19 protein-coding genes and 1 pseudogene are annotated in these 21,274 nt (G+C 64.7%); 10 read left to right on the top strand and 10 right to left on the bottom strand.

What is annotated here, in order from left to right; all coding sequences use genetic code 11:
• Positions 1-13 precede the first annotated feature (13 nt).
• The 8 genes from murG (at position 14) to C513_RS14245 (ending at position 8,270) form a co-directional block, all read left to right on the top strand.
• Positions 14-1,087 carry an undecaprenyldiphospho-muramoylpentapeptide beta-N-acetylglucosaminyltransferase gene (murG, locus tag C513_RS0103975; protein ID WP_051084384.1) on the top strand — a complete coding sequence of 358 codons (1,074 nt, stop codon included), beginning with the start codon at positions 14-16 and terminating at the stop codon, positions 1,085-1,087.
• Positions 1,084-2,505, top strand: a complete 1,422-nt coding sequence (murC, locus tag C513_RS0103970) for a UDP-N-acetylmuramate--L-alanine ligase (RefSeq protein ID WP_018714738.1) — start codon at positions 1,084-1,086, stop codon at positions 2,503-2,505. The genes murG and murC overlap by 4 nt, the downstream gene beginning before the upstream one ends.
• Entirely contained in the window at positions 2,502-3,500 is a 999-nt protein-coding gene (locus C513_RS0103965; RefSeq protein ID WP_018714737.1) for a D-alanine--D-alanine ligase, read from the top strand. Before murC ends, C513_RS0103965 begins: the two co-directional genes overlap by 4 nt.
• A gap of 14 nt (positions 3,501-3,514) precedes the next feature.
• Positions 3,515-4,315, top strand: coding sequence for a cell division protein FtsQ/DivIB (locus C513_RS0103960; protein ID WP_018714736.1), 801 nt, complete (start codon positions 3,515-3,517; stop codon positions 4,313-4,315).
• Between the two features lie 2 nt (positions 4,316-4,317).
• Positions 4,318-5,550 carry a cell division protein FtsA gene (gene ftsA / locus C513_RS0103955; RefSeq protein WP_018714735.1) on the top strand — a complete coding sequence of 411 codons (1,233 nt, stop codon included), beginning with the start codon at positions 4,318-4,320 and terminating at the stop codon, positions 5,548-5,550.
• A 102-nt stretch (positions 5,551-5,652) separates the two neighbouring features.
• Complete coding sequence (ftsZ, locus tag C513_RS0103950; RefSeq protein ID WP_018714734.1) at positions 5,653-6,885, top strand: cell division protein FtsZ; 1,233 nt, start codon at positions 5,653-5,655, stop codon at positions 6,883-6,885.
• Positions 6,886-7,143: 258 nt separating this feature from the next.
• The gene (gene lpxC, locus C513_RS0103945) at positions 7,144-8,067 is read left to right on the top strand and encodes a UDP-3-O-acyl-N-acetylglucosamine deacetylase (RefSeq protein ID WP_018714733.1); all 924 of its coding nucleotides are present in this window, start codon (positions 7,144-7,146) and stop codon (positions 8,065-8,067) included.
• Between the two features lie 29 nt (positions 8,068-8,096).
• Positions 8,097-8,270 (top strand): hypothetical protein, encoded by a 174-nt coding sequence (locus C513_RS14245; protein ID WP_018714732.1) that lies wholly within the window; start codon positions 8,097-8,099, stop codon positions 8,268-8,270.
• A gap of 19 nt (positions 8,271-8,289) precedes the next feature.
• On the opposite strand, the gene ruvC is transcribed toward C513_RS14245, so the two are convergent.
• The 9 genes from ruvC to C513_RS0103890 form a co-directional block, all read right to left on the bottom strand.
• Positions 8,290-8,871 carry a crossover junction endodeoxyribonuclease RuvC gene (gene ruvC / locus C513_RS0103935; protein ID WP_033394812.1) on the bottom strand — a complete coding sequence of 194 codons (582 nt, stop codon included), beginning with the start codon at positions 8,869-8,871 and terminating at the stop codon, positions 8,290-8,292.
• 1 nt (position 8,872) lies between these two features.
• The gene (locus tag C513_RS0103930; RefSeq protein ID WP_018714730.1) at positions 8,873-9,721 is read right to left on the bottom strand and encodes a transglycosylase domain-containing protein; all 849 of its coding nucleotides are present in this window, start codon (positions 9,719-9,721) and stop codon (positions 8,873-8,875) included.
• Complete coding sequence (gene aroE, locus C513_RS0103925; protein WP_026320516.1) at positions 9,718-10,602, bottom strand: shikimate dehydrogenase; 885 nt, start codon at positions 10,600-10,602, stop codon at positions 9,718-9,720. Before aroE ends, C513_RS0103930 begins: the two co-directional genes overlap by 4 nt.
• Before the next feature lie 81 nt (positions 10,603-10,683).
• A complete protein-coding gene (locus C513_RS0103920; protein ID WP_018714728.1) occupies positions 10,684-12,747 on the bottom strand; it encodes a ribonuclease catalytic domain-containing protein in 2,064 nt (687 codons plus the stop codon).
• Between the two features lie 41 nt (positions 12,748-12,788).
• Positions 12,789-13,430, bottom strand: coding sequence for a YqiA/YcfP family alpha/beta fold hydrolase (locus C513_RS0103915; RefSeq protein ID WP_018714727.1), 642 nt, complete (start codon positions 13,428-13,430; stop codon positions 12,789-12,791).
• On the bottom strand, positions 13,421-15,310 hold the full coding sequence (locus tag C513_RS13540; RefSeq protein ID WP_018714726.1) for a M61 family metallopeptidase: 1,890 nt from the start codon (positions 15,308-15,310) through the stop codon (positions 13,421-13,423). Before C513_RS13540 ends, C513_RS0103915 begins: the two co-directional genes overlap by 10 nt.
• A 53-nt stretch (positions 15,311-15,363) precedes the next feature.
• Complete coding sequence (locus C513_RS0103905) at positions 15,364-15,801, bottom strand: DUF3429 domain-containing protein (protein ID WP_018714725.1); 438 nt, start codon at positions 15,799-15,801, stop codon at positions 15,364-15,366.
• A 147-nt stretch (positions 15,802-15,948) separates the two neighbouring features.
• The gene (locus C513_RS0103900) at positions 15,949-16,764 is read right to left on the bottom strand and encodes a DsbC family protein (protein WP_156816031.1); all 816 of its coding nucleotides are present in this window, start codon (positions 16,762-16,764) and stop codon (positions 15,949-15,951) included.
• Positions 16,765-16,835: 71 nt separating this feature from the next.
• Positions 16,836-17,999 carry an FAD-dependent monooxygenase gene (locus C513_RS0103890; RefSeq protein WP_018714722.1) on the bottom strand — a complete coding sequence of 388 codons (1,164 nt, stop codon included), beginning with the start codon at positions 17,997-17,999 and terminating at the stop codon, positions 16,836-16,838.
• 145 nt (positions 18,000-18,144) lie between these two features.
• Between C513_RS0103890 and ychF the strand changes: the two genes are divergently transcribed.
• Together ychF and C513_RS13535 are read left to right on the top strand one after the other, a co-directional pair.
• Positions 18,145-19,242, top strand: coding sequence for a redox-regulated ATPase YchF (gene ychF, locus C513_RS0103885; protein ID WP_018714721.1), 1,098 nt, complete (start codon positions 18,145-18,147; stop codon positions 19,240-19,242).
• A gap of 123 nt (positions 19,243-19,365) precedes the next feature.
• A complete protein-coding gene (locus C513_RS13535) occupies positions 19,366-20,019 on the top strand; it encodes a tyrosine-type recombinase/integrase (protein WP_245552803.1) in 654 nt (217 codons plus the stop codon).
• Positions 20,020-20,050: 31 nt separating this feature from the next.
• On the opposite strand, the pseudogene C513_RS13530 reads toward C513_RS13535, so the two are convergent.
• Positions 20,051-21,173 (bottom strand): annotated as a pseudogene (locus C513_RS13530) (IS3 family transposase).
• Positions 21,174-21,274 lie beyond the last annotated feature (101 nt).

Below are 21,274 nucleotides of genomic sequence, written 5' to 3'. Positions count from 1 at the left end.
GACCGCGCTGGTGATGGCCGGCGGCACCGGCGGACACATTTTCCCGGGCCTGGCCGTGGCAGAGGCGCTGCGCGCACGTGGCTGGAATGTGCACTGGCTGGGCAAGCCCGAGAGCATGGAAAGCGACAAGGTACCGGCACGCGGCTTTGCCTTCGAGCCGGTGGAGTTTGGCGGTGTGCGCGGCAAGGGTCTGGGCACGCTGCTGCGCCTGCCGTTCAGCCTGGCCCGCGCCATCCGCGCCAGCCGCACGGTGATGGATCGGGTCCAGCCCGATGTCGTGATCGGCATGGGCGGCTACATCACGGCACCCGCCGGCATCGCCGCGGCCCTGCATGGCAAGCCGCTGATCCTGCACGAACAGAATTCGGTGCCGGGCATGGCCAACAAGCTGCTGTCGCGCTTTGCGCGTCGTGTGTTCACGGCCTTCCCGGACGTGTTCCTGCCGACCGCCGGCAAGCCCGATGCGCGCAACGGCAAGGTGCAGTGGGTGGGCAATCCGCTGCGCGAGCCTTTCCTGGCGCAGGCCGAACCGGCACAGCGCTTTGCCGGACGCAGCGGCCCGCTGAAGCTACTGGTCGTGGGGGGCAGCCTGGGGGCCAAGGCGCTGAATGACACGGTGCCACAGGCACTGGCCCTGATCGATCCCGCCGAGCGCCCGCTGGTGGCGCACCAGAGCGGCGAGAAGCAGCTGCAGGCCCTGCAGCAGGCCTATGCCGACGCCGAGGTCGATGCCGCCCTGCTGCCGTTCATCGACGACACGGCCCAGGCCTTTGGCGAAGCCGACATCATTGTCTGCCGCTCCGGAGCCAGCACCGTGACCGAGCTGGCTGCCGTGGGCGCGCCGGCCCTGTTCGTGCCGTTCCCGTTTGCGGTGGATGACCACCAGACCACCAATGCCCGTTTCCTGGTGGACCAGGGCGGTGGCTGGCTGATGCAGCAATCCGGGCTGACGCCGGAAAAGCTGGCCGACTTCCTGCGCGGCCTGACGCGCGAGGACTTGCTGGACAAGGCGCAGCACGCCAAGAAGATGGAAAAACGCATGGCCACGGGCGCAATCGTGGCCGCCTGTGAGGAGTTCGCTGCATGAAGCACGCTGTAGACAGCATCCATTTCGTCGGAGTCGGTGGCTCCGGCATGAGCGGTATCGCGGAAGTCCTGTCCAACCTGGGCTACCGCGTGTCCGGTTCCGACCTGGCCGATAACGCGACCACGCGCCGTCTGGCGGAGCTGGGCATCCGCGTCTTTGTCGGCCACGCCGCCGAGCACATCCAGGGAGTGGACGTGGTGGTGACCTCCACCGCCGTCAAGGCCGACAACCCGGAAGTCATTGCTGCGCGCGAAAAACGCATTCCGGTGGTACCGCGCGCCATGATGCTGGCCGAGCTGATGCGCCTGCGCAAGGGCATCGCGATTGCCGGCACGCACGGCAAGACCACCACCACCAGCCTGGTGGCCAGCGTGCTGCACGAGGCCGGTCTGGACCCGACGTTTGTCATCGGTGGCCGCCTGAACAGCGCCGGTGCCAACGCGCGCCTGGGCAGCGGCGAGTACATCGTGGCCGAGGCCGATGAATCCGATGCCTCCTTCCTGAACCTGTCGCCCATCATGGCGGTCGTCACCAACATCGACGCCGACCACATGGAAACCTACGGCCACGACTTCAACAACCTGAAGCGGGCCTTTGTCGACTTCCTGCATCGCATGCCTTTCTATGGCCGCGCCATGCTCTGTATCGACAGTCCGGCGGCACGCGAGATCCTGGATCAGGTCGGCTGCCCGGTCACCACCTACGGCATGACCGAGGAAGCCCAGGTGCGTGCGGTCAATGTGCGTGCCGACAACGGCCAGATGCGCTTTGCCGTGCAGCGTCGTGATGACAATGGCGAGCCCTATGGCCCGGATCTGGAGATCTGCCTGAACCTGCCCGGCGAGCACAACGTGCAGAACGCGCTGTCGGCCGTGGGCGTGGCCATGGCCCTGAATATTCCCGATGCTGCACTGCTGAAAGCCCTTGAAGAGTTCAAGGGCGTCGGTCGCCGCTTCCAGCGCTATGGCGAAGTACCGGCACAGGGCGGCGGCAGCTTCACGCTGATTGACGATTACGGCCACCATCCGGTGGAAATGGCCGCCACGCTGGCCGCAGCGCGTGGTGCCTTCCCGGACAAGCGCCTGATTCTGGCGTTCCAGCCGCACCGTTTCAGCCGCACGCGCGATTGCTTCGAGGATTTCGTCAAGGTGCTGGGTCGTGCCGATCTGGTGCTGCTGTCCGAGGTCTATGCCGCCGGCGAAGAGCCGATCGTGGCGGCTGATGGCCGTGCCCTGATGCGTGCGCTGCGCGTGGCCGGCCAGGTGGAACCGCTGTTTGTCGAAAACATCCAGGACATGCCCGATACCATTCTGCGCACCGCGCGCGACGGCGATGTCGTGCTGTGCATGGGTGCCGGCTCCATCGGCGCCGTACCGGCCAGGGTGGTGGCGCTGTCCAGGGAGAAGGAGCAGGCATGAGCTTCGTGATTCCTACCGATGTGAAAGCGCTGGGCAAGGTGGCCGTGCTGATGGGCGGCCGTTCGGCCGAGCGCGAGATTTCGCTGCGTTCCGGCAACGGCGTGCTGCAGGCATTGCGCAGCCAGGGCGTGGATGCGCATTCCTTTGATCCGGCCGAACGCGAGCTGGCCGAGCTCAGGCACGAAGGCTTTGACCGCTGCTTTGTGGCGCTGCATGGCCGCTACGGCGAAGACGGCACGGTGCAGGGCGCGCTTGAGCTGCTCGGCATTCCCTACACCGGTTCCGGCGTGATGGCCTCCAGCGTGGGCATGGACAAGGTCATGACCAAGCGCATCTGGCTGCATGAGAATCTGCCGACGCCGCGCTACCTGCAGCGTCCGGCACGCGCATTGCGTGATCCGCAGGCGCAGCAGGCGCTGGCCGAGCAGGCCGTGGCCGAACTGGGCCTGCCGATGATCGTCAAGGCACCGCATGAGGGCTCTTCGATCGGTGTCTACAAGGTGCATGATCTGGCCGAGACGCTGGAAGCGATCCGCCAGGTGGCCGCCATCGACAACGCCGTGCTGTGCGAGAACCTGATCGTGGGCGAGGAGCTGACCTGCCCGATTCTGGGTACCGGCGACCAGGCCCGCGCGCTGCCGCTGGTGCGCATCGTGGCACCGGGTGGCGACTACAACTACGAACAGAAGTACTTTACCGACCAGGTGCAGTACCAGTGTCCGAGCGGGCTGCCGGCCGATCTCGAGGCCCTGATCCAGAAAGAGGCGCTGGAGGCCTATCTGGCGCTGGGTTGCCGTGGCTGGGGCCGCATCGACGTGATGCTGCGCGCCGAAGACCAGCAGCCTTTCCTGCTCGAAATCAATACTTCGCCCGGCATGACAGACCACTCGCTGGTGCCGATGTCGGCACGCGTGTCCGGTATCGACTACCCGCAGCTCTGCCTGTTGCTGCTGGCCTCGGCCAGCCTCGACAACCAGCCTGCGGCCAGCGCCTGAAAGGACGATTGCGCATGAACGCCCAGCAAGCACCCGCCATCCCGACGACCAACATCAAGCTGATGAACGCAGCCGCCTCGCTGCTGTTCGGCCTGGTGTTGCTCGCCGCCGTGGCGGCCCTGCTGTGGTGGTTTGCCCGGCTGCCGATGTTTGCGCTGTCCGGTATCCGCGTGACCGGCCAGACGGCGCACAGCTCGGTCTATGTGCTGCGCAACCAGGTGGTGCCGCAGCTGCAGGGCAATTTCTTCTCGGTCAATCTGGATCAGGTGCGCAGCCTGTTCGAGGAACAGCCCTGGGTACGCCGCGCCGTGGTGCGCCGCGAATTCCCGAGTCGCCTGAGCGTGCATGTGGAAGAACACCAGGAAGTGGCCCTCTGGGGCAGCCAGGAACAGGGCTATCGCCTGATCGATCGCTATGGCGAGGTCTTTGATGCCAGCCCGGAAGAGGCATCGGGCCAGGAGATGCCCGAGCTGAACGGACCGGATGAACTGTCGCCGCAGGTGCTGCTGATGTATGGCCGCCTGGAGCCGCTGTTTGCCCCGGTGCAATCCCACATCACGGCGCTGACGCTGGAGCCGCGTGGCAACTGGACGCTGGTGCTGAATCGCAGCACCACGCTCAATCTGGGCGGCGGCACCGAACAGGAGCTGGCAGCACGCATCCAGCAATTCATCCAGACGATCGATCAGGTAGCGGCCCAGTATGGCCGCAGCTTTGCCGACCTGCAGTATGCGGACCTGCGCTACAAGACGGGCTACGCGATCCGGCTCAAGGGCATCACCACGGTAGATGCCAACCCTTCCAAGAAGACATAACCATGGCAAAAGAATACAAGGATCTCGTCGTAGGCCTGGACATTGGCACCAGCAAGATCATGGCGGTGGTGGCCGAGGTACAAGCGGACGCCACGCTCAAGGTGCTGGGCATGGGTGTTGCGCCCAGCAACGGCATGAAGCGCGGCGTGGTGGTCAATATCGAAGGCTGCGTGCAGAGCATCCAGCAGGCGGTGCGCGAGGCCGAGATGATGGCGGCCTGCAAGATCACCCATGTCACCACCGGCATTACCGGCAGCCATATCCGTGGCCGCAACTCGGTCGGCATGGTGGCGGTGCGTGACCGCGAGGTCAGCCCGACCGATGTCGCCAAGGTACTGGAAACGGCACGCGCGATCAACATCAGCACCGATCAGCGCCTGCTGCAGATCGAACCGCAGGAGTTTGTCATCGACGGCCAGGAGGTGAAGGAGCCGATCGGCATGAGCGGCATCCGCCTGGAGTCCAAGGTGCACATCGTCACCTGCGCCCACAGCGCCGCCGAGAACATCCTGAAGTGCGTGCGCCGCTGCGGCCTGGAAGTCGGCCAGCTGATGGTGAATCCGCTGGCGGCCAGCCTGTCGGTGCTGACCGAGGACGAGCGCGAGCTGGGCGTGGTGCTGGTGGACATTGGTGCCGGTACCACCGACATCGCCGTGTTTGCCGGCGGCACCATCCGCCACACGGCGGTGCTGCCGGTGGCGGGTGAGCTGATCACCAGCGACATCGCCATGGCGCTGCGCACGCCGACCGAAGACGCGGAAGACATCAAGCTGCAGAACGGCTGCGCCAAGCAGCTGATGGCCGATCCGGAAACCCATATCGAGGTGGCCGGCCTGAGCGGCCGTCCGCCGCGCCTGCTGAGCAAGCAGGTGCTGGCCGGCGTGATCGAGCCGCGCGTGGAAGAGATTTTTTCGCTGGTGCAAAAGGAAGTGCAGAGCTCCGGCTTTGAGCATCTGGTGTCGTCTGGCGTGGTGCTGACCGGCGGCAGCGCCGTGATGCCGGGCATGGTCGAGCTGGGCGAGGACATTTTCCTGAAGCCGGTGCGTGTGGGCACGCCGGGCTACCGGGGCGCGCTGGCCGACATGGTGTCGCAGCCGCGTGCCGCCGTCGTCATGGGCATGCTCGAGGACATGCGCATGTCGCAGCTGCGCGAGCACACCAGCATCCGCAAGAAGGACGCGTCCATGAAGGGCGTGTTCGGCCGCATCAAGGATCTGATCGTGAGGAACTTCTGATGCAGCACACCGTTTTGTTTCGCCGCAAGGCAAGCCCCGACAGGCTTTAAACGTCACCACAGGCAAACCAAGGCAACTTTTACTCAAGCAAGGAGAGTACAGATGGGCATCGAAATGATCGAAACCGAAGAGTTCCACGCAGGCACCCAGATCAAGGTGATGGGCGTGGGTGGCGGCGGCGGCAACGCCGTGCAACACATGATCGAGAGCGGCGTGCAGGGCGTGGAATTCATCTGCGCCAACACCGACGGCCAGGCGCTGGCCCGCAGCACGGCACACCGCGTGATCCAGCTCGGCACCACCGGCCTGGGCGCCGGCAGCAAGCCCGAGAAGGGCCGTGACTGCGCCGAAGTCGCGGTCGAGGAGATCCGCTCTGCCATCGAAGGCTCCCACATGCTGTTCCTGACCGCCGGCATGGGTGGCGGTACTGGTACCGGTGCAGCTCCCGTGATCGCGCGCGTGGCACGCGAAATGGGCATCCTGACCGTGGGCGTGGTGACCAAGCCCTTCGAGTGGGAAGGTGGCCGCCGCATGACCAATGCCGATTCCGGGGTCTCCGAGCTGGAAGCCAATGTCGATTCCCTGATCGTGGTGCTGAACGAGAAGCTGCAGGAAGTGCTGGGCGATGACGTGACCCAGGAAGAGGCCTTTGCCCACGCCAACGACGTGCTGAAGAACGCCGTTGGCGGTATCGCCGAAATCATCAATGTGCCCGGCCACGTGAACGTCGACTTCGAGGACGTGAAGACCGTGATGGGCGAGCCCGGCAAGGCCATGATGGGTACCGCCACCGCCAGCGGCCCGGACCGTGCCCGCATCGCTGCCGAGCAGGCCGTGGCCTGCCCGCTGCTGGAAGGCATCGACCTGTCTGGTGCCAAGGGCGTGCTGGTGCTGATCACCGCAGCCCAGGGCAGCCTGAAGCTGAAGGAATCGCAACTGGCCATGAACACCATCCGTGCCTACGCTTCCCCGGACGCACACGTGATCTACGGTACGGCCTACGACCAGTCCATGGGCGACGACCTGCGCGTGACCGTGGTTGCTACCGGCCTGAGCCGCCAGCAGGCGCAGCGTCAGGCGGTGCCGATGCAGGTCATCAGCAGCCGCACCGGTACCGACGACATGCCGGTCTACGTGAATACCAACGGCCTGCCGCAAACCGCCCCGATGCCCGCCATGAGCGGCGTGGCACCGTCCGGTGGCATGGGTGCCAGCGTGTGGGGCAGCAGCCGTGGCGTGGACCGCACCCATGCGGCCGAACGCGTCGACAAGCTGGCTTCCAGCGGCATGGACGATTTCGAGATCCCGGCCTTCCTGCGCAAGCAGGCAGACTGATCTGCGAGCATTGACCGGCCGGGGTCTGATCCCCTCGGCCAGAACGTCTGAGCCTGTCTGTCTGCAGACAGCGATGACGTGACGACTCCTGCTTGGTTGCGTGTGCACGGTTGCCTGTCCGTGCGCACGCAACACGCATCGCCTGCAGCGCCCTGTGCGTTTGTCCGGCAAACGGTTCCGCCCTGCCAGCAGGGATGGCTATCCGGTGCATAAACAACTTCAAACACGGCAGAAGCCTCGCGCTTCTACAATGGGGACATGCTAGAACAGAGAACCATCAAGACCCTGACCAAGGCAGTAGGCGTAGGCCTGCATGGCGGTCAGCGTGTCGAGCTCACCCTGCGTCCCGCTGCCGCTGATACCGGCATCGTGTTTCGCCGCGTGGACCTGCCGAATCCGGTGGATATCCCGATTTCGGCCGAATCCGTGACCGATACCCGCCTGGCCTCGACCATTTCCAATGGCGATGTGAAAGTGCATACGGTGGAGCACCTGATGTCCGCCTGCGCCGGCCTGGGCATCGACAACTTGTATATCGACATCACTGCCGAGGAAGTGCCCATCCTCGACGGTTCCGCGTCCTCCTTCGTCTACCTGCTGCAAAGCGCAGGGATCGTGAAGCAGCGCGCACCCAAGAAATTCATCCGCGTCACGCGCCCGGTCGAGGTGCGTGAAGGCGAGGGCGAGAAGGGCAAGTGGGCCCGTCTCGAGCCCTACCACGGCTTCAAGCTGCGCTTCCAGATCGACTTTGCCCACCCGGCGGTCGACTCCACCGGCCAGAGCGTGGAATTCGACATGTCTTCCGGCGTCTACACGCGCGACATCGCGCGCGCCCGCACCTTCGGCTTTACCAAGGACGTGGAAATGATGCGGTCGCACGGCCTGGCACTGGGCGGTAGCCTGGACAATGCCATCGTCATGGACGACTACCGCGTGCTCAATGCCGACGGCCTGCGCTACGACGACGAATTCGCCAAGCACAAGATCCTGGATGCCATGGGCGACCTGTACCTGATCGGTCACCCGCTGCTGGCCGCCTACAGCGCCTACCGTTCCGGCCACGCCCTGAACAACCTGCTGCTGCGGGAGCTGCTCAGCCAGCCGGACGCCTACGAGATCGTCAGCTTTGACAGCGAGCGTGCCGCGCCCAAGGGCTTTGGCGAACTCGCCATGCAGTGGTGAGCTGCGGCACCGGCCCGCAGTCCTGACTCATGGCGATTGTCCGCGTCCTGTTTTTCCTGATGCTGCTGCTCAGCGGCGGCACCATGGTGCTCTACCTGTTTACACGCAATGAACGCTACAAGCGCCAGAGCATCCGGCTGTTCAGCTGGACGATCGTGGTGCTGTGCCTGTTTTTTGCCGTGCTGGTGATCCAGCGCATCTGAATCTCCCTGTCGCGCAGCCTCAGTAGCTGCGCCCCCCCTTGTACAAGGCATGCGCCCGGCGCTGCAATGGCGTGGCCTTGGCCAGCTGCAGCATGGTGCCGCGTGCGTGCGCGTGCGTGATCGCCAGGCCGAGGGCGTCAGCGGCATCGGTGCCGGGCAGGCCGTTGAGGTTGAGCAGGCGGCGCGCCATTTCCTGGATCTGCGCCTTGCTGGCACGGCCGTGGCCAGCCACCGCTTTCTTCATTTGCAGCGCGGTATATTCGGCCACCGGCAGCTGGCATCCCACCAGCGTTGCCAGACAGGCACCGCGCGCCTGGCCCAGCAGCAGCGTGGCTTGCGGGTTGACGTTGACGAACACGATTTCCAGCGAGGCGACATCGGGGCGATAGGTCTCGATGACCTCCCGGATGCCTTCGCACAGCAGCTTGATGCGTGCTGGCAGATCGCCCTTGTGCGGCAGTTCGTCCTGCTGCTCGATCTTGCGGCTGACGGTGCGGATGGTGCCGCTGGCGACATAGCCGAGTTGCAGGCCATCGGCTTCGATCACGCCGAAGCCGGTGGTGCGCAGGCCGGGATCGATGCCGAGAATGCGGACGCTCATGTCAGGGCAGGGCCACGCCACGCGCGCGCGCGGCAATCGTGCTGGCGCGGCTGTTGAGGTAGCCGGAGCGGAAGTTCTGCTCGTAATAGCGCGGACGCGGCAGCATGACCGCCAGACGGGCCGCCTCCAGCGCCGAGAGCTTGGCGGCCGGCTTGCCGTAGTAGTGTTGCGCGGCGGCTTCGGCCCCGAAAATGCCGGCACCAAATTCCACATTGTTCAGGTAGATCTCGAGGATGCGGCGCTTGTCGAGGAACAGCTCCAGGTATTGCGTCAGCAACAGCTCCTGGCCCTTGCGCAGCAGGGTGCGCTCACTCGAGAGCAGCAGGTTCTTGGCCAGCTGCTGGCTGATGGTGGAGCCGCCACGGATCTTGGGCGGACGCACCCGGTCCACCGGCGAAGAGGCGCTGCCTTCGGCGACGGCACGCAATTTCTCGTCCACGGGGCGGCCCTGTTTTTCCAGGCGGTCGATGCGCTGTTGCGCACGCTGCTGGGCACGTGCCATCTGCTCTTCGGCGCGCTTGATCTGGGCCTGGGCGCGCGCTTCGGCAGCGGCGTTGCGGGCGCGGGCGGCTTCGATCGCTTCCCACTCGACGCCATCATGGTTGATGAAATCGCCATCTTCGGCGGCGATCACGGCGCGCTTGAGGTGATCGGACATCTCCTCATAGGGCACCCATTGCTGGCGCCAGCCGAATTCGCCCTGCGCTACCAGACGCGCCATTTCGGCTCGCTGGAAGCTGGTGGATTGCGGATCGACCACGCGCATCAGCAGCACACGCGCGACAAAGAACAGCTGCAGCAGCACCCCTGCCAGCACGATCCAGCCCAGCAGTTGCAGTAGGCGCTTCATGCAGCATCGACCTCCTGGCGCAGCGCGGACAGCAGCGGTGCAGTCGCGGGTCGCACGCCGCGCCACAGGCGGAAGGCTTCGGCGGCCTGTTCCACCAGCATGCCGAGACCGTCACGCGTCTGTGCGCCCAGGCTGGCGGCATGTTGCAGGAACGGGCGGGCAGCGGGGCCGTACATCATGTCGTAGACCAGCGCATGCGGTGCCAAATGCCGCGCCGCCAGTTGCAGCGGCTGACCGGACAGACTGCTGGAGGTACCGTTGATGACCACGTCAAACGCTTGCGGCAGGGCGGCATCGGCCAGTACCTGCTCCAGGCGGATCGCCTGCAGCGTGCTGCCATGCTGCGCAGCCCAGTTGGCATGCGAGGCGGCCAGCGCTTCGGCCTTGTCGATGCTGCGGTTGGCAATGGTGATGGAGGCCGGACGCTCGGCCAGCAGTACGCCAAGTACGCCGGCGGAAGCGCCGCCGGCACCGAGCAGCAGGATGTGCTGACCGGTCAGCGGTACACCGGCGTTGTGCACGATGTCGCGCATCAGGCCGATGCCGTCGGTGTTGTCGGCGTGCAGCTGCAGCTGGTCGCCGTGGCGCTGCCAGATCAGGGTGTTGGCTGCACCGGCCAGGGTGGCACGGGTGCTGCGGCGATCGGCCAGGGTAAAGGCTTCGAGCTTGAACGGCACCGTCACGTTGGCACCGGCAAAACCGTCCTGCTGCATGCGCTGCAGCGTACCGGCGAAATCGTCTTCCGGGCTGTCGATGGCGGTGTAGACCAGCGCCTGGCCGGTGAGTTCGGCAAAGCGCGTGTGGATCCAGGGAGAGCGGCTGTGGCTGACCGGGTGGCCGATCACGGCGTAGCGGTCGACAGGGGCGGAAAGAACAGTCATCGGCATGGACTCGGCAAGAAACAGGGGCACCGGAACAGCGCCTGCCAGCCATTGTAGGCCGGGGCCGGCGCTGCAGCGGCATCAGGAAGCGGTGGTCTCCGTGCTGTCCGCCTCGTTCACGTCCACCGCAATCGCCAGCGGGCCGGCTGCCAGATCGTCCTCGTCTTCCTCGCTGTTGTTCTCGCCGAGGCCGGCCTGCGGGCTGTCGCCCAGGCGCGTGGTGACGACGCCGGTCACGTCCAACGACATCAGGTTGACCGTGCCGAGCTTGACGCGCACCTGCGCGTTGCGTGGCATGGCATCGGTACCGATCACGTCGATCACCAGCGGCAGGTCATTGGCGCGCACCACGCCTTCCTTGATGACGCTGCAGGTCAGTTCGGTCATACCGTGGCGCTGGATGTGCTGCAGCGTCCAGAATCGCTCCATGTTGCGCTGGTAGGCCTGGTAACCGGCATGCGCGCCTTCAAAGGCCGAGATGATGCCGAACAGCTCGGCATCCTTGGGCTTGAACGGCACCACCAGCGCAGCCGTGGCACCGTGGCGGATGGTGGCAATCAGCTGCCACTGGTTCACCAGGTCCACGTAGCGGCGCAGCGGCGAGGTGCTCCAGGCATAGCAGGGCACGCCCAGGCCGGCGTGCTGGATCGCCTTGGTGCCCATGCGTACCTTGACGCCGGGGGCCAGCGCCGCCTGGCTGCGGTAGATACCGGGTACGCCGCTGGTCGCCAGCAATTGGCCCCAGTGGTGGTTTACCAGAATGGCGGCTTCGGCCACGATCAGGTCCAGCGGTGCGCCACGCTGGCGCTGCTCGATCACCACGGTTTCGCTGCCATCCGGCGGCAGCTGCTTTAGTGCCTCGTCGCGGATCAGGCGGAAGTTGTAGTCCGGGCGTGTCTGCACATCGGGCTTGCCGCGGATCACTTCGCGGCGTGCCTTGAGCTGCTGCGCCAGCTTCCAGAGGAACACCAGTTGTGGGCGCAGCGTCTGCAGTTCGGCGATATCGCTGCTGGCGGCCGGGTTGTCCAGCCACTGCGGTGTGACGACAGGGTCCAGCACATCCAGGCGCAGGTTGTGCGCGATTGGCACGCGCTCGACCGCGCTGCGCGTGTCCTGCAGCTCCAGCGTCTTTTCGTCGAAAGTGGCGTAGAAGGACAGCGCCGGGCGCGGCTGGCCGGCACCCAGCGTGTAGTGTTCGACCACATCGGCCGGCAGCATGGTGATCTTGTAGCCGGGCATGTAGACAGTGGACTGGCGCTCGCGCGCCACCTTGTCGATGGCATCGCCGGGCTGCACCGCCAGGCCGGGGGCGGCAATGTGCACGCCCAGCGTGACCCGGCCACTGCCCAGGCCGGTGACTGACAGGGCATCGTCGATTTCGGTAGTGCTGGAATCGTCAATCGAGTAGGCCTGCACCTCGGCCAGCGGCAGTTCGCTGTCATCGATCTGTACCGGCTGCAGCGGCGGAAATTCGGTGCCGCGCGGGAAGAATTCGAACAGGAAGCGCTGCCAGTGGAACTGGTAGGGCGAATCGATGGCGCCGGCGCGCTGCAGCAGCTCCAGCGGGGCCAGTCTGGCATCGCGCGCGGCCTGCACCACCGCCTTGTATTCGGGGCCGTTCTTGTCCGGCTTGAACAGGATGCGGTAAAGCTGCTCGCGTACCGGCTGCGGGCAATGGCTGGCCACCAGTTCGGCGGCCCAGGCATCGATCTGCAGCTGGAGCTGGCGCTTTTTCTCGATCGCCAGCAGCGCCTGCTGCACGATCTCGGCCGGGGCCTTCTTGAAGCGGCCCTTGGAGCCGCCGGCACGGCGGAAATAGTGCGGCGCGTTGAAAATCGCCAACAGCGCAGCGGCCTGCTCCACGGGGGAAGCAGGGTCCTGGAAATAGTCGCAGGCGATCTCGCGGAAACCGAATTCGTCTTCCGGGGCAAATTCCCACAGCAGCTGCACATCGATGTCGGCGCTCAGGGCTTGCGCCTGCGCCAGCAGTTCCGCCGGGGCAGGTTTGTCGAAAGTGAGCACGATGTGGGCCTGCTTGACCTTGACGCGCTTGCCGGAATCGAGTTCGATCTGGGAGGAGGCTTCCGCCTGGGAAAGGATGCGTCCGGCCAGATACTTTCCGGACTCTTCAAACATGGCAAACATAAGCGTGCCATTTTCCCATGTTTGCCTGCCCGGCGGGGGTTTTATGCAGGCTGACCCTGCGTATTGTCCAGTTGCAGGAAGGCGGCCAGCTCCGGCCAGTGCTGTGGAAAGTCGCTGATCGCGTGGTCATTGCCCGGCAACACGCGCTGCCGGGCATGTGTGTGGCGTGCCTGCATCTCGCGCCAGTCCAGCACCTCGTCGCCTTCGCAGATCAGCGCAAACGCCGGGGCCAGCGTATTGTCGGCCAGGCGCTGCGTCTCCAGTGCTAGCGTCTGCTGCTCGATGGCACGCAGTTCGTCGATGTAGGCTTGCTGAAAATAGAAGTGCTCGGACGGGTCATGCCAGGCGGTGTTGTCACCGATGTAGCGCGCCAGATCGCGAGCCGGGTGCACGGCCGGATTCAGCAGCACGCTGCGCCAGCCGCGCATGGCCGCCATGTGCGCCGCATAAAAGCCGCCCAGCGAGGAGCCGATCACGGCGCTGCCGTCCTGCGGCCAATGCTGCGTCAGCTGCTGCAGCAGCGCAATGGCCTCGGCGGGCGAGGGCGGCAGCTGCGGGCAGCACCAGACGACCGCAGGCTGATGCTGCTGCATCCAGCCGGCCACGTGGCGTGCCTTGGCCGATTGGGGCGATGAGCGGAAGCCGTGCAGGTAGAGCAGGTGGCTGGGCGTGTTCAGTGCCATGGCCACTCCTTGCGTGGCTTGTCTATCTTGTCATTCTTCTTTTTCGGCTTGTCGTCTGGCCGGGACTCGACCAGTTTCCACTGCTCCATCGGCTGCTCCGGCAGCGTGAACGGCAGCTCCAGCAAACGCTTGTCGCGCGCCACGATGGCGGTACAGCCTGGCGCGCCCCGGTCCTGGGCCGGCAGGTAGTTGCGCACCTCCTGCAGACTGCCGACGCGCCAGGCCGCATGCTGGCCGGCACCGTCTGTCGCCGGCAGGCGAATGCCCAGCCATTCGTCGCCGGCGGCCAGGCCCGCCTGTTCTGCGGCACCATCGCGCCAGACCGATTGCACTTGGATGCTGCTGCCTTCCTGGCAGCGCAGGCCCCACTGGCGGTCCAGACTGGCCGGGCTGCGCTCGACCTGGATGCCGTGCGCCTGCAGCAGTTCCTCCAGCGGCAATTCGCCACGGCCGTGCACCCAGGCCTTGATCTCGGGCGCCAGGCTGCGGCCGGCCAGTTGCTCCAGCACTTGCAGCACGTCCTTTTCGCGCATGCCGCGCTGTGCGGCATCGTCGACATCGGCATGGCAGCGCTGGTAGAGCGTGCGCATCACGGCATCGAGCGTGGTTTGTCCTTCCTGGCGCAGCGTCAGGTCCAGGCACAGACCGATCAGGGCGCCCTTGGTGTAGTAGCTGACGGTGGCATTGGCGGTATTGGCATCGGGCCGGTAGTACTTGGTCCATGCCTCGAAGCTCGATTGCGCCACGGTCTGCTGCAGCCGCCCCGGCGTGCCGCGTACCTGCTCGATCGCCCTGGTCAGCAGGCGCAGGTAATCCGCCATGTCGATGCAGCCGGCGCGCAGCAGCAGCAGGTCGTCGTAATAGCTGGTAAAGCCCTCGAAGAACCAGAGCAGGCTGGTGTAGTTTTCGCGGCTGTAATCGTAAGGCGTGAGGCTGGCCGGGCGCAGCCGCTTCACGTTCCAGGTGTGGAAGTATTCGTGGCTGATCAGGCCGAGCAGCGTGATGTAGTCCTCGCCGGTTTCCGCGCCGTGGCGTGGCAGGTGCTTGCGGCTGGCGATCAGCGCGGTGCTGTTGAGGTGTTCAAGGCCGCCGTAGCTGTCATCCACGGCATTGAGCATGAACACATAACGCGAGAACGGCAGCTTGTCCTTGGGCTTGTTGCCGTGCCAGAAGCGCGTCTGGGTGTCGCAGATGCGCTGCGTGTCGGCCAGCAGGCGTGCGCCGTCAAAGCCGGGCGGCGGCGTGGCCACGACGAAACGGTGCGGTACGCCATGCAGCTCGAAGCCGGCCTCCCAGAAATCGCCCAGCTCGAACGGGCTGTCGGCCAGCGTGTCGTAATCGGGTGCCAGATAGCGGCCAAAGCCGCGTGCATCGATCTGTTCCGGATCCAGCCCGGTAGCCAGCCGCCAGGCCGGGTCGGGCGAGATCACCGTGATCGCATGCGGCAGACGGGTGCGGCCCATGGCCTGCAGGCACAGGCTGGTCGGGTTGAAGAAGCCGCGGTTGGCATCAAGCCAGGCGGTGCGCACCGAGTTGTCGTGCGCGTAGACCTGGTAGCTGATCGTCAGCGGCTTGCCACTGCTGCATTCCACCACCCAGCGGTGCTTGTCCAGCTGCACCACGCGGCAGGGCTTGCCGTCCTGGGTGGCGCGCAGTTGCTGCAGGTGACGGGCAAATTCGCGGATCAGGTAGCTGCCGGGAATCCAGACCGGCAGCATCAGCTCCTGCTGTGCGGCGGGCTGTTGCACCACCATCTGCACCTGGAACAGGTGTTGCTGCGGCACGGGTGCCGAGATCTGGTAGCTGATGGGCGCAGCCGTGGCAACCGGGGCAGGCGGTGCAGCTGCAGCGGCAGGAACAGGGGATTTTTTCTTGGCCATGCGACAAGCATAGCGCAGCAGGGCACCGCGCGTGTCGGGGCAGGCGGCAGGCCTTACATGGAGCCGGCAGCACCTGCCAGGCAGCTCAGCACGGCAATCACGGTGGCGTGAAAGCGTGCCGTCAGCCACTCGCTCAGGCCGGCACGCACCCAGGTGCGATCGTCCACGATGTAGCAAATCACGAACATCAGCGCCAGAAAGGGCATGCCGGCAGCCGGCATCATCAGCGTGCCGAACCAGCCACAGAAGGCGGCAATCGCGCCCCAGATGAAGTGGAACTTGGGCGCATGCAGGCCAATGCGCAGGCCGATGCCCCAGTGCACGCCGCCCAGAAAGGCGACCACGATGCCGGCGTAGCTGGCCAGTGCCACGGCGACAAAGCCGTGCAGTTCGTCATGCACCAGCCACATCAGGATCGCCAATAACGCCATGGGCACGCAGCCCAGGTACAGGATGGCTCGGATGAAATGGCGACTGGTTTGGGGCAGCATGGCGAGGATCAGGCGGCGGCAACACGCTCCTGCCGTGCGGCTGACGTCAGGCTGCGTGTTGCGGGCAACCCCTGATTGTCGAGCAAATCGCCCCTGGCCGAGAGGAATTCCGCACGCCGGCCGACAAAATGCAGCGGCCCGCCCCGGTTATTGGCTTTCTGCCAACAGTTTTTCGATCTGCTCGACCGGAATCGCGCCACTGACGCGCTTGCCATTGGCAAAAACCAGGGCTGGCGTACCGGTGATGTTGTGCTGTTCGGCAAAGCGCACGTTGCGCTGCAGGGCATCGGTATCGCAACTGGCGGCGGCTGCGGGAGCCGTCTTGCGCAGCATCCAGTCTTCCCAGGCCTTGACGCGGTCCGGCGCGCACCAGATCTGTCCGGCGCGGCTGACGGAGTTTTCGCCCAGGATCGGCAGCAGATAGGTGTGGATGGTGATGTTGTCGACTTTGGCCAGCGATTCTTCCAGGCGATGGCAGAACGGGCAGTTGGGGTCGGAGAACACGGCGAGCTGGCGGCTGCCGTCGCCGCGCTTCGTGACAAAGGCGTCCTGTGCCGGCAGCTTGTCAAAGGCGATGGCGCTCAGCTGATCGATGCGATCCGCGGTCAGATCCTGCTGTGTGCGGGTATCGAGCAGGGAGCCGTTGAGCAGGAAATCGCCCTGGGCATCGGTATAGAACAGGTTGTTGCCGCTGGCCAGCACCTCGTACAAGCCGGGCATGGGGCTGGGGTTGACTTCCAGGATATGGCCGTTGAGCTGCGGAATGCGCTGCTCCAGTGCTTGCTGCAGGGCAGCCATGGCATCGGGGCTGGCGCTGGCCGCTGCGGCGGGACGCGCGGCAGAAGAGGCCGCAAGTGTCGCAGAGGCGGTTGCCGCGGGCCTGGCGGAATCCTGCTGGCAGGCGCTGAGCGCGAGCAGGGAGGCGGGAAGCAGCGCAGCGGCTGCCAGATGGCGGAAATTCATGGACAGGAGTGGGCCGCAGGCGGCCGGTTAAGTATGTAAAAGGTTCTACTTTACTGTAGTTGAAGCGGGTGTCAATCCATGGCGCGACGCGCTACCCAGTCCTTGACCGGGCCGCTGCGATCGAACAGCGCCATGCCGAGGTTGCGCAGCTGGCGCACGCCGGCGGCATTGTGCGAGAACAGGCGCTGGATGCCGTCCATGCCGGCAATCAGCGGCGCGCTGGCGGTCTTGCGCGCGCGCTCGTACTGGCGCAGCAGATGCATGTCGCCGGTGCTGCGCCAGAGCGGGCGTTGCCCCAGGATCTCGCCAAGCAGGGCGACATCGGCCAGGCCCAGGTTCAGGCCCTGACCGGCCAGCGGGTGCACGCTGTGCGCGGCATCGCCAGCCAGCGCCCAGCTCAGGCGCGTCTTGCCATCGGCGGCGAGCTGGCTGCCGACCCAGCGCTGTGCCATGCCGAGCTGCAGCGGCCAGGCGACGCGGCGCTGCACGGCGGTGACGTGTGGCGCTTCGTTGGCTTGCAGGTGGGCGGCGCTGTCCAGGGCGGCGGCAAAGGCGGCGTCATCCAGCGCCAGCAGCTCGGGCACGCGGCCGCGATCGACCGACCAGACAATGCCGACTTCCTGGCCATCCGGGCCACCCAGCGGCAGGAAGGCGAGGATCTCGCTGTTGTTGCCGGTGTGGGCAAACCACTGCCAGGCGATCTGGCGGTGCGGCGCGTCCAGTGTGGCGCGCGTGGCGATGGCGCTCTGGCGATAAGGCGTGACATCGTATTCCACGCCCAGTTCGGCGCGGGTCGTGCTGTGCTTGCCTTCGCAGATCACGGTGAGCGGGGCCGGATCGGCTTCGGCCTGTTCGGTCGTGATGACCTCGATGCCGCCCTGGTACTGGCAGGCCTGCTGCAGCATGTGCTCCAGCGTGGGCACATCGGCGATCCAGGTCACGGCCTCCTGTTGCAGCTGGCTGGCGCTGAACACGGTCTGCGACTGGGCATCACCCCAGACGCGCATTTCCCTGACCGGTGTGGCCTTGTCCGGACCAGGCCAGCACTTGAGGCTGGCGAGCAGCGCCTGCGACTTGTGGTTGATGGCGTAGGCGCGGATATCGGCCTGCTGGCCGGGGAAGGTAGGCGACTCGACCAGGCCCACATGCAGGCGATGGCGTGCCAGCAGCAGGGCCAGCGAACGTCCGACGATGCCGCTGCCGCGGATGCAGACATCATAGGTATGGAAGGACATGACAGGTTCCCATAGCAGAAAAGGCCATTTTAGGCCTGCTTCGCATACACTTGGAGGATTGGGCGCAAGCACGTCCAGACCTCCGATTTTTCGCAAGGTGCGGCCCCGCGTGTGGCCCCTTGCCAGCATCACCCAAGGAATCACCATGAGCCTCCAATGCGGCATCGTGGGCCTGCCCAACGTGGGCAAGTCCACCCTGTTCAACGCCCTGACCAAGGCCGGCATCGCCGCCGAGAACTATCCCTTCTGCACCATCGAGCCCAATACCGGCGTGGTGGAAGTGCCGGATCCGCGCCTGGACCAGCTGGCCGACATCATCACGCCCGAGCGCGTGGTGCCGGCCATTGTGGAGTTTGTGGACATTGCCGGCCTGGTAGCCGGTGCCAGCAAGGGCGAAGGCCTGGGCAACCAGTTCCTGGCCCACATCCGCGAAACCGATGCCATCGTCAACGTGGTGCGCTGTTTTGAAGATCCCAACGTGGTACACGTTTCCGGCAAGGTCGATCCGATTGCCGATATCGAGGTGATCCAGACCGAACTCTGCCTGGCCGACCTGGGCACGGTGGAAAAGGCGCAGCAGCGCTACACCAAGGCGGCCAAGTCCGGCAACGACAAGGAAGCCATCGCCATGGTCAAGGTGCTGGAGGTGGTGCAGAACGGCCTGCTGGAAGGCAAGCCGGTGCGCGTGCTGGACCTGAGCGATGAGCAACAGGCCCTGATCAAGCAGCTCTGCCTGATCACCGCCAAGCCCGCCATGTTTGTCGGCAACGTGGCCGAAGACGGTTTCGAGAACAACCCGCTGCTGGATCGTCTGAAGGAATTTGCCAAGGCGCACGGCGATGCGCCGGTGGTGGCGATCTGCGCCAAGATCGAATCCGAACTGGCCGAGATGGAAGACGAAGACCGCGCCATGTTCCTGCAGGAACTGGGCCAGGACGAACCCGGCCTGAACCGCCTGATCCGCGCCGGCTTCAAGCTGCTCGGCCTGCAGACCTACTTCACCGCCGGCGTGAAGGAAGTGCGCGCCTGGACCATCCGCATTGGCGACACCGCCCCGCAGGCCGCCGGCGTGATCCACGGTGACTTCGAGCGCGGCTTTATCCGTGCGCAGACGATTGCCTTTGATGACTTCATCGCCTACAAGGGCGAGCAGGGCGCCAAGGATGCGGGCAAGATGCGCGCCGAGGGCAAGGAGTATGTTGTCAAGGATGGGGATGTGATGAACTTCTTGTTCAACGTCTGAGCGTTCTTGCCAGGTTTCGCATCTGTTCACGTTGCTTCACGGTGGTTCAAAATAGTATTTGAAATCAACGACTTATATGCTATTTGACGGCGCTTCGTGTTGCATCACGTTGCACCGTTTTTCATGCTCTCCCAAGAAAAAATTGGGTACGAGCGTGGGTATGGTTCTTCCATGCTTACCGACATGCACTGCCGTACCGCCAAGCCACGCGAACGGCTCTACCGACTAAACGGCCGCGACGGCCTCTATCTGGAGGTCAAGCCCAATGGGGTCAAGGCCTTCCGATACCGCTTCAAGTTGGGCGGCAAGGAATCGATGATGGCCCTGGGTGAGTACCCGGCTACTCCCTTGTCCGAGGCCCGCGAGAAAGCCCATGCTGCACGCAAACTCGTCAAGGATGGGATCAACCCCGTTCAGCAAAAGCAGCTTGACAAGGTTCGCCAGGAACTGGATCGCAGCAATACTCTGGAGTTGATCGCAGTGGAATGGCTGGCAACCAAAGACTGGGAAGACGTCACAAAGAAACGGCGGCTAGACATGCTGCGTCGTGTGGTCTTTCCGGCGCTGGGCAAGCTGCCTGTTCGTGACATCACTGCGCATCAGGTACTTGCCATCCTACAGACCACGCACGCACCCCTTCGGTTGCCGCAGAAGCCAAGCGTACGCTATCGGCCATCTTTCAGTTTTCGGTTGCCACCCTTCGCGCCGATATTGATCCGGTCTGGCCGGTGCGCAATGCATTGCCGAAGAACAAGACGCGGCACAAGACGGCGTTGACCAAGGAGCAGGTTGAATCGACCCGGATCTACTAGACACTAGCGAGCCGCTGGTAGTGACGTTTTTCGAATTCTATCGGGGACACCGCCCCGCAAGTATTGTGGCGTCGTTTGGGGTTGTAGAACATCTCGATGCAGTTGAAGACATCGGCCCGCGCATCCTGCCGGGTTGAATAGGTCTGGCGACGAATGCGCTCGCGCTTGAGCAGTTGAAAGAAGCTCTCCGCCACCGCGTTGTCGTGGCAGTTGCCGCGCCGGCTCATGCTGCTGACCAGGTTGTGCGCGCGCAGAAACTTCTGCCAATCCTGCCCCGTGAACTGGCATCCCTGATCGGAATGCACCACAACCGGCTCTTTGGGCTGCCTGCGCCAGATGGCCATCGATCCGGCTTCCCATGGACCAGCCGATGACCTGCCTGGAAAACAGATCCAGCACCACCGCCAAATACAGCCAGCCTTCATGGGTGCGGATACAGGTGATATCCGTCACCCATGCCTGGTTGGGGCACATCGGCGTGAACTGCCGATTCAGATGATTGGGAGCCACCATGGCAGGCCTGCCGCCCCGGCTGTCATGGCGGCGGCGATAGCCTGTCTGTGAACGGGATACCTGCTGCGCGCAGCAGGCGTGCCACACGATGCTTGCCGCACGGCTCACCCAGATCGCGCATGTCCAGAGTCAGCTTGCGGTACCCATACACGCAGCCACTCTCCAGCCAAGCCTGCTTGAGCAGGCCCAGCAGACGCTGGTCATCGCGTTGCTTGTCGCTGCAGGGTTTGTGCTTCCAGGCGTAATAGCCGCTGGGATGGATCCCCAGCACCGAACATAGGCGGCGCACCGCGTGTACACCCTCATGACGCTGGATAAGCGCGTACCTCACCCGGATTGCCTGGCAAAGTACGCGGCGGCTTTTTTTAAAATGTCGCGCTCCTCGGTAACACGCTTGAGATCGGCCTTCAGGCGGCGCAGCTCCTCGGACTGGCTCAACTGCTCCTGGCGCTGGCCGGGGGACATCTGTCGCTGCTTGATCCACTTGTACAGGCTGTGTTGGCTAACGCCTGGACGTTCCGATACTTCGGCCACCGCATGGCCCCGCTCCACGATCTGTCTGACCGCTTCGATCTTGAATTCTTCCGGATATCTCTTCTGACTCATGGCACCTCCTGTCAGGCCTCAATTCTGAGGCTCGCAGGTGTCTACAGGATCCGGATCGATTCAGATAAAATTCAGAGTCCACTATTTCCATCAGGACTCCT

This window comes from Allobrachymonas chironomi DSM 19884 (assembly GCF_000374625.1).
Lineage (GTDB): Bacteria > Pseudomonadota > Gammaproteobacteria > Burkholderiales > Burkholderiaceae_C > Brachymonas > Brachymonas chironomi.
The sequence above is the reverse complement of the archived record's forward strand: the minus strand, read 5'-3'. Positions and strand labels throughout refer to the sequence as shown.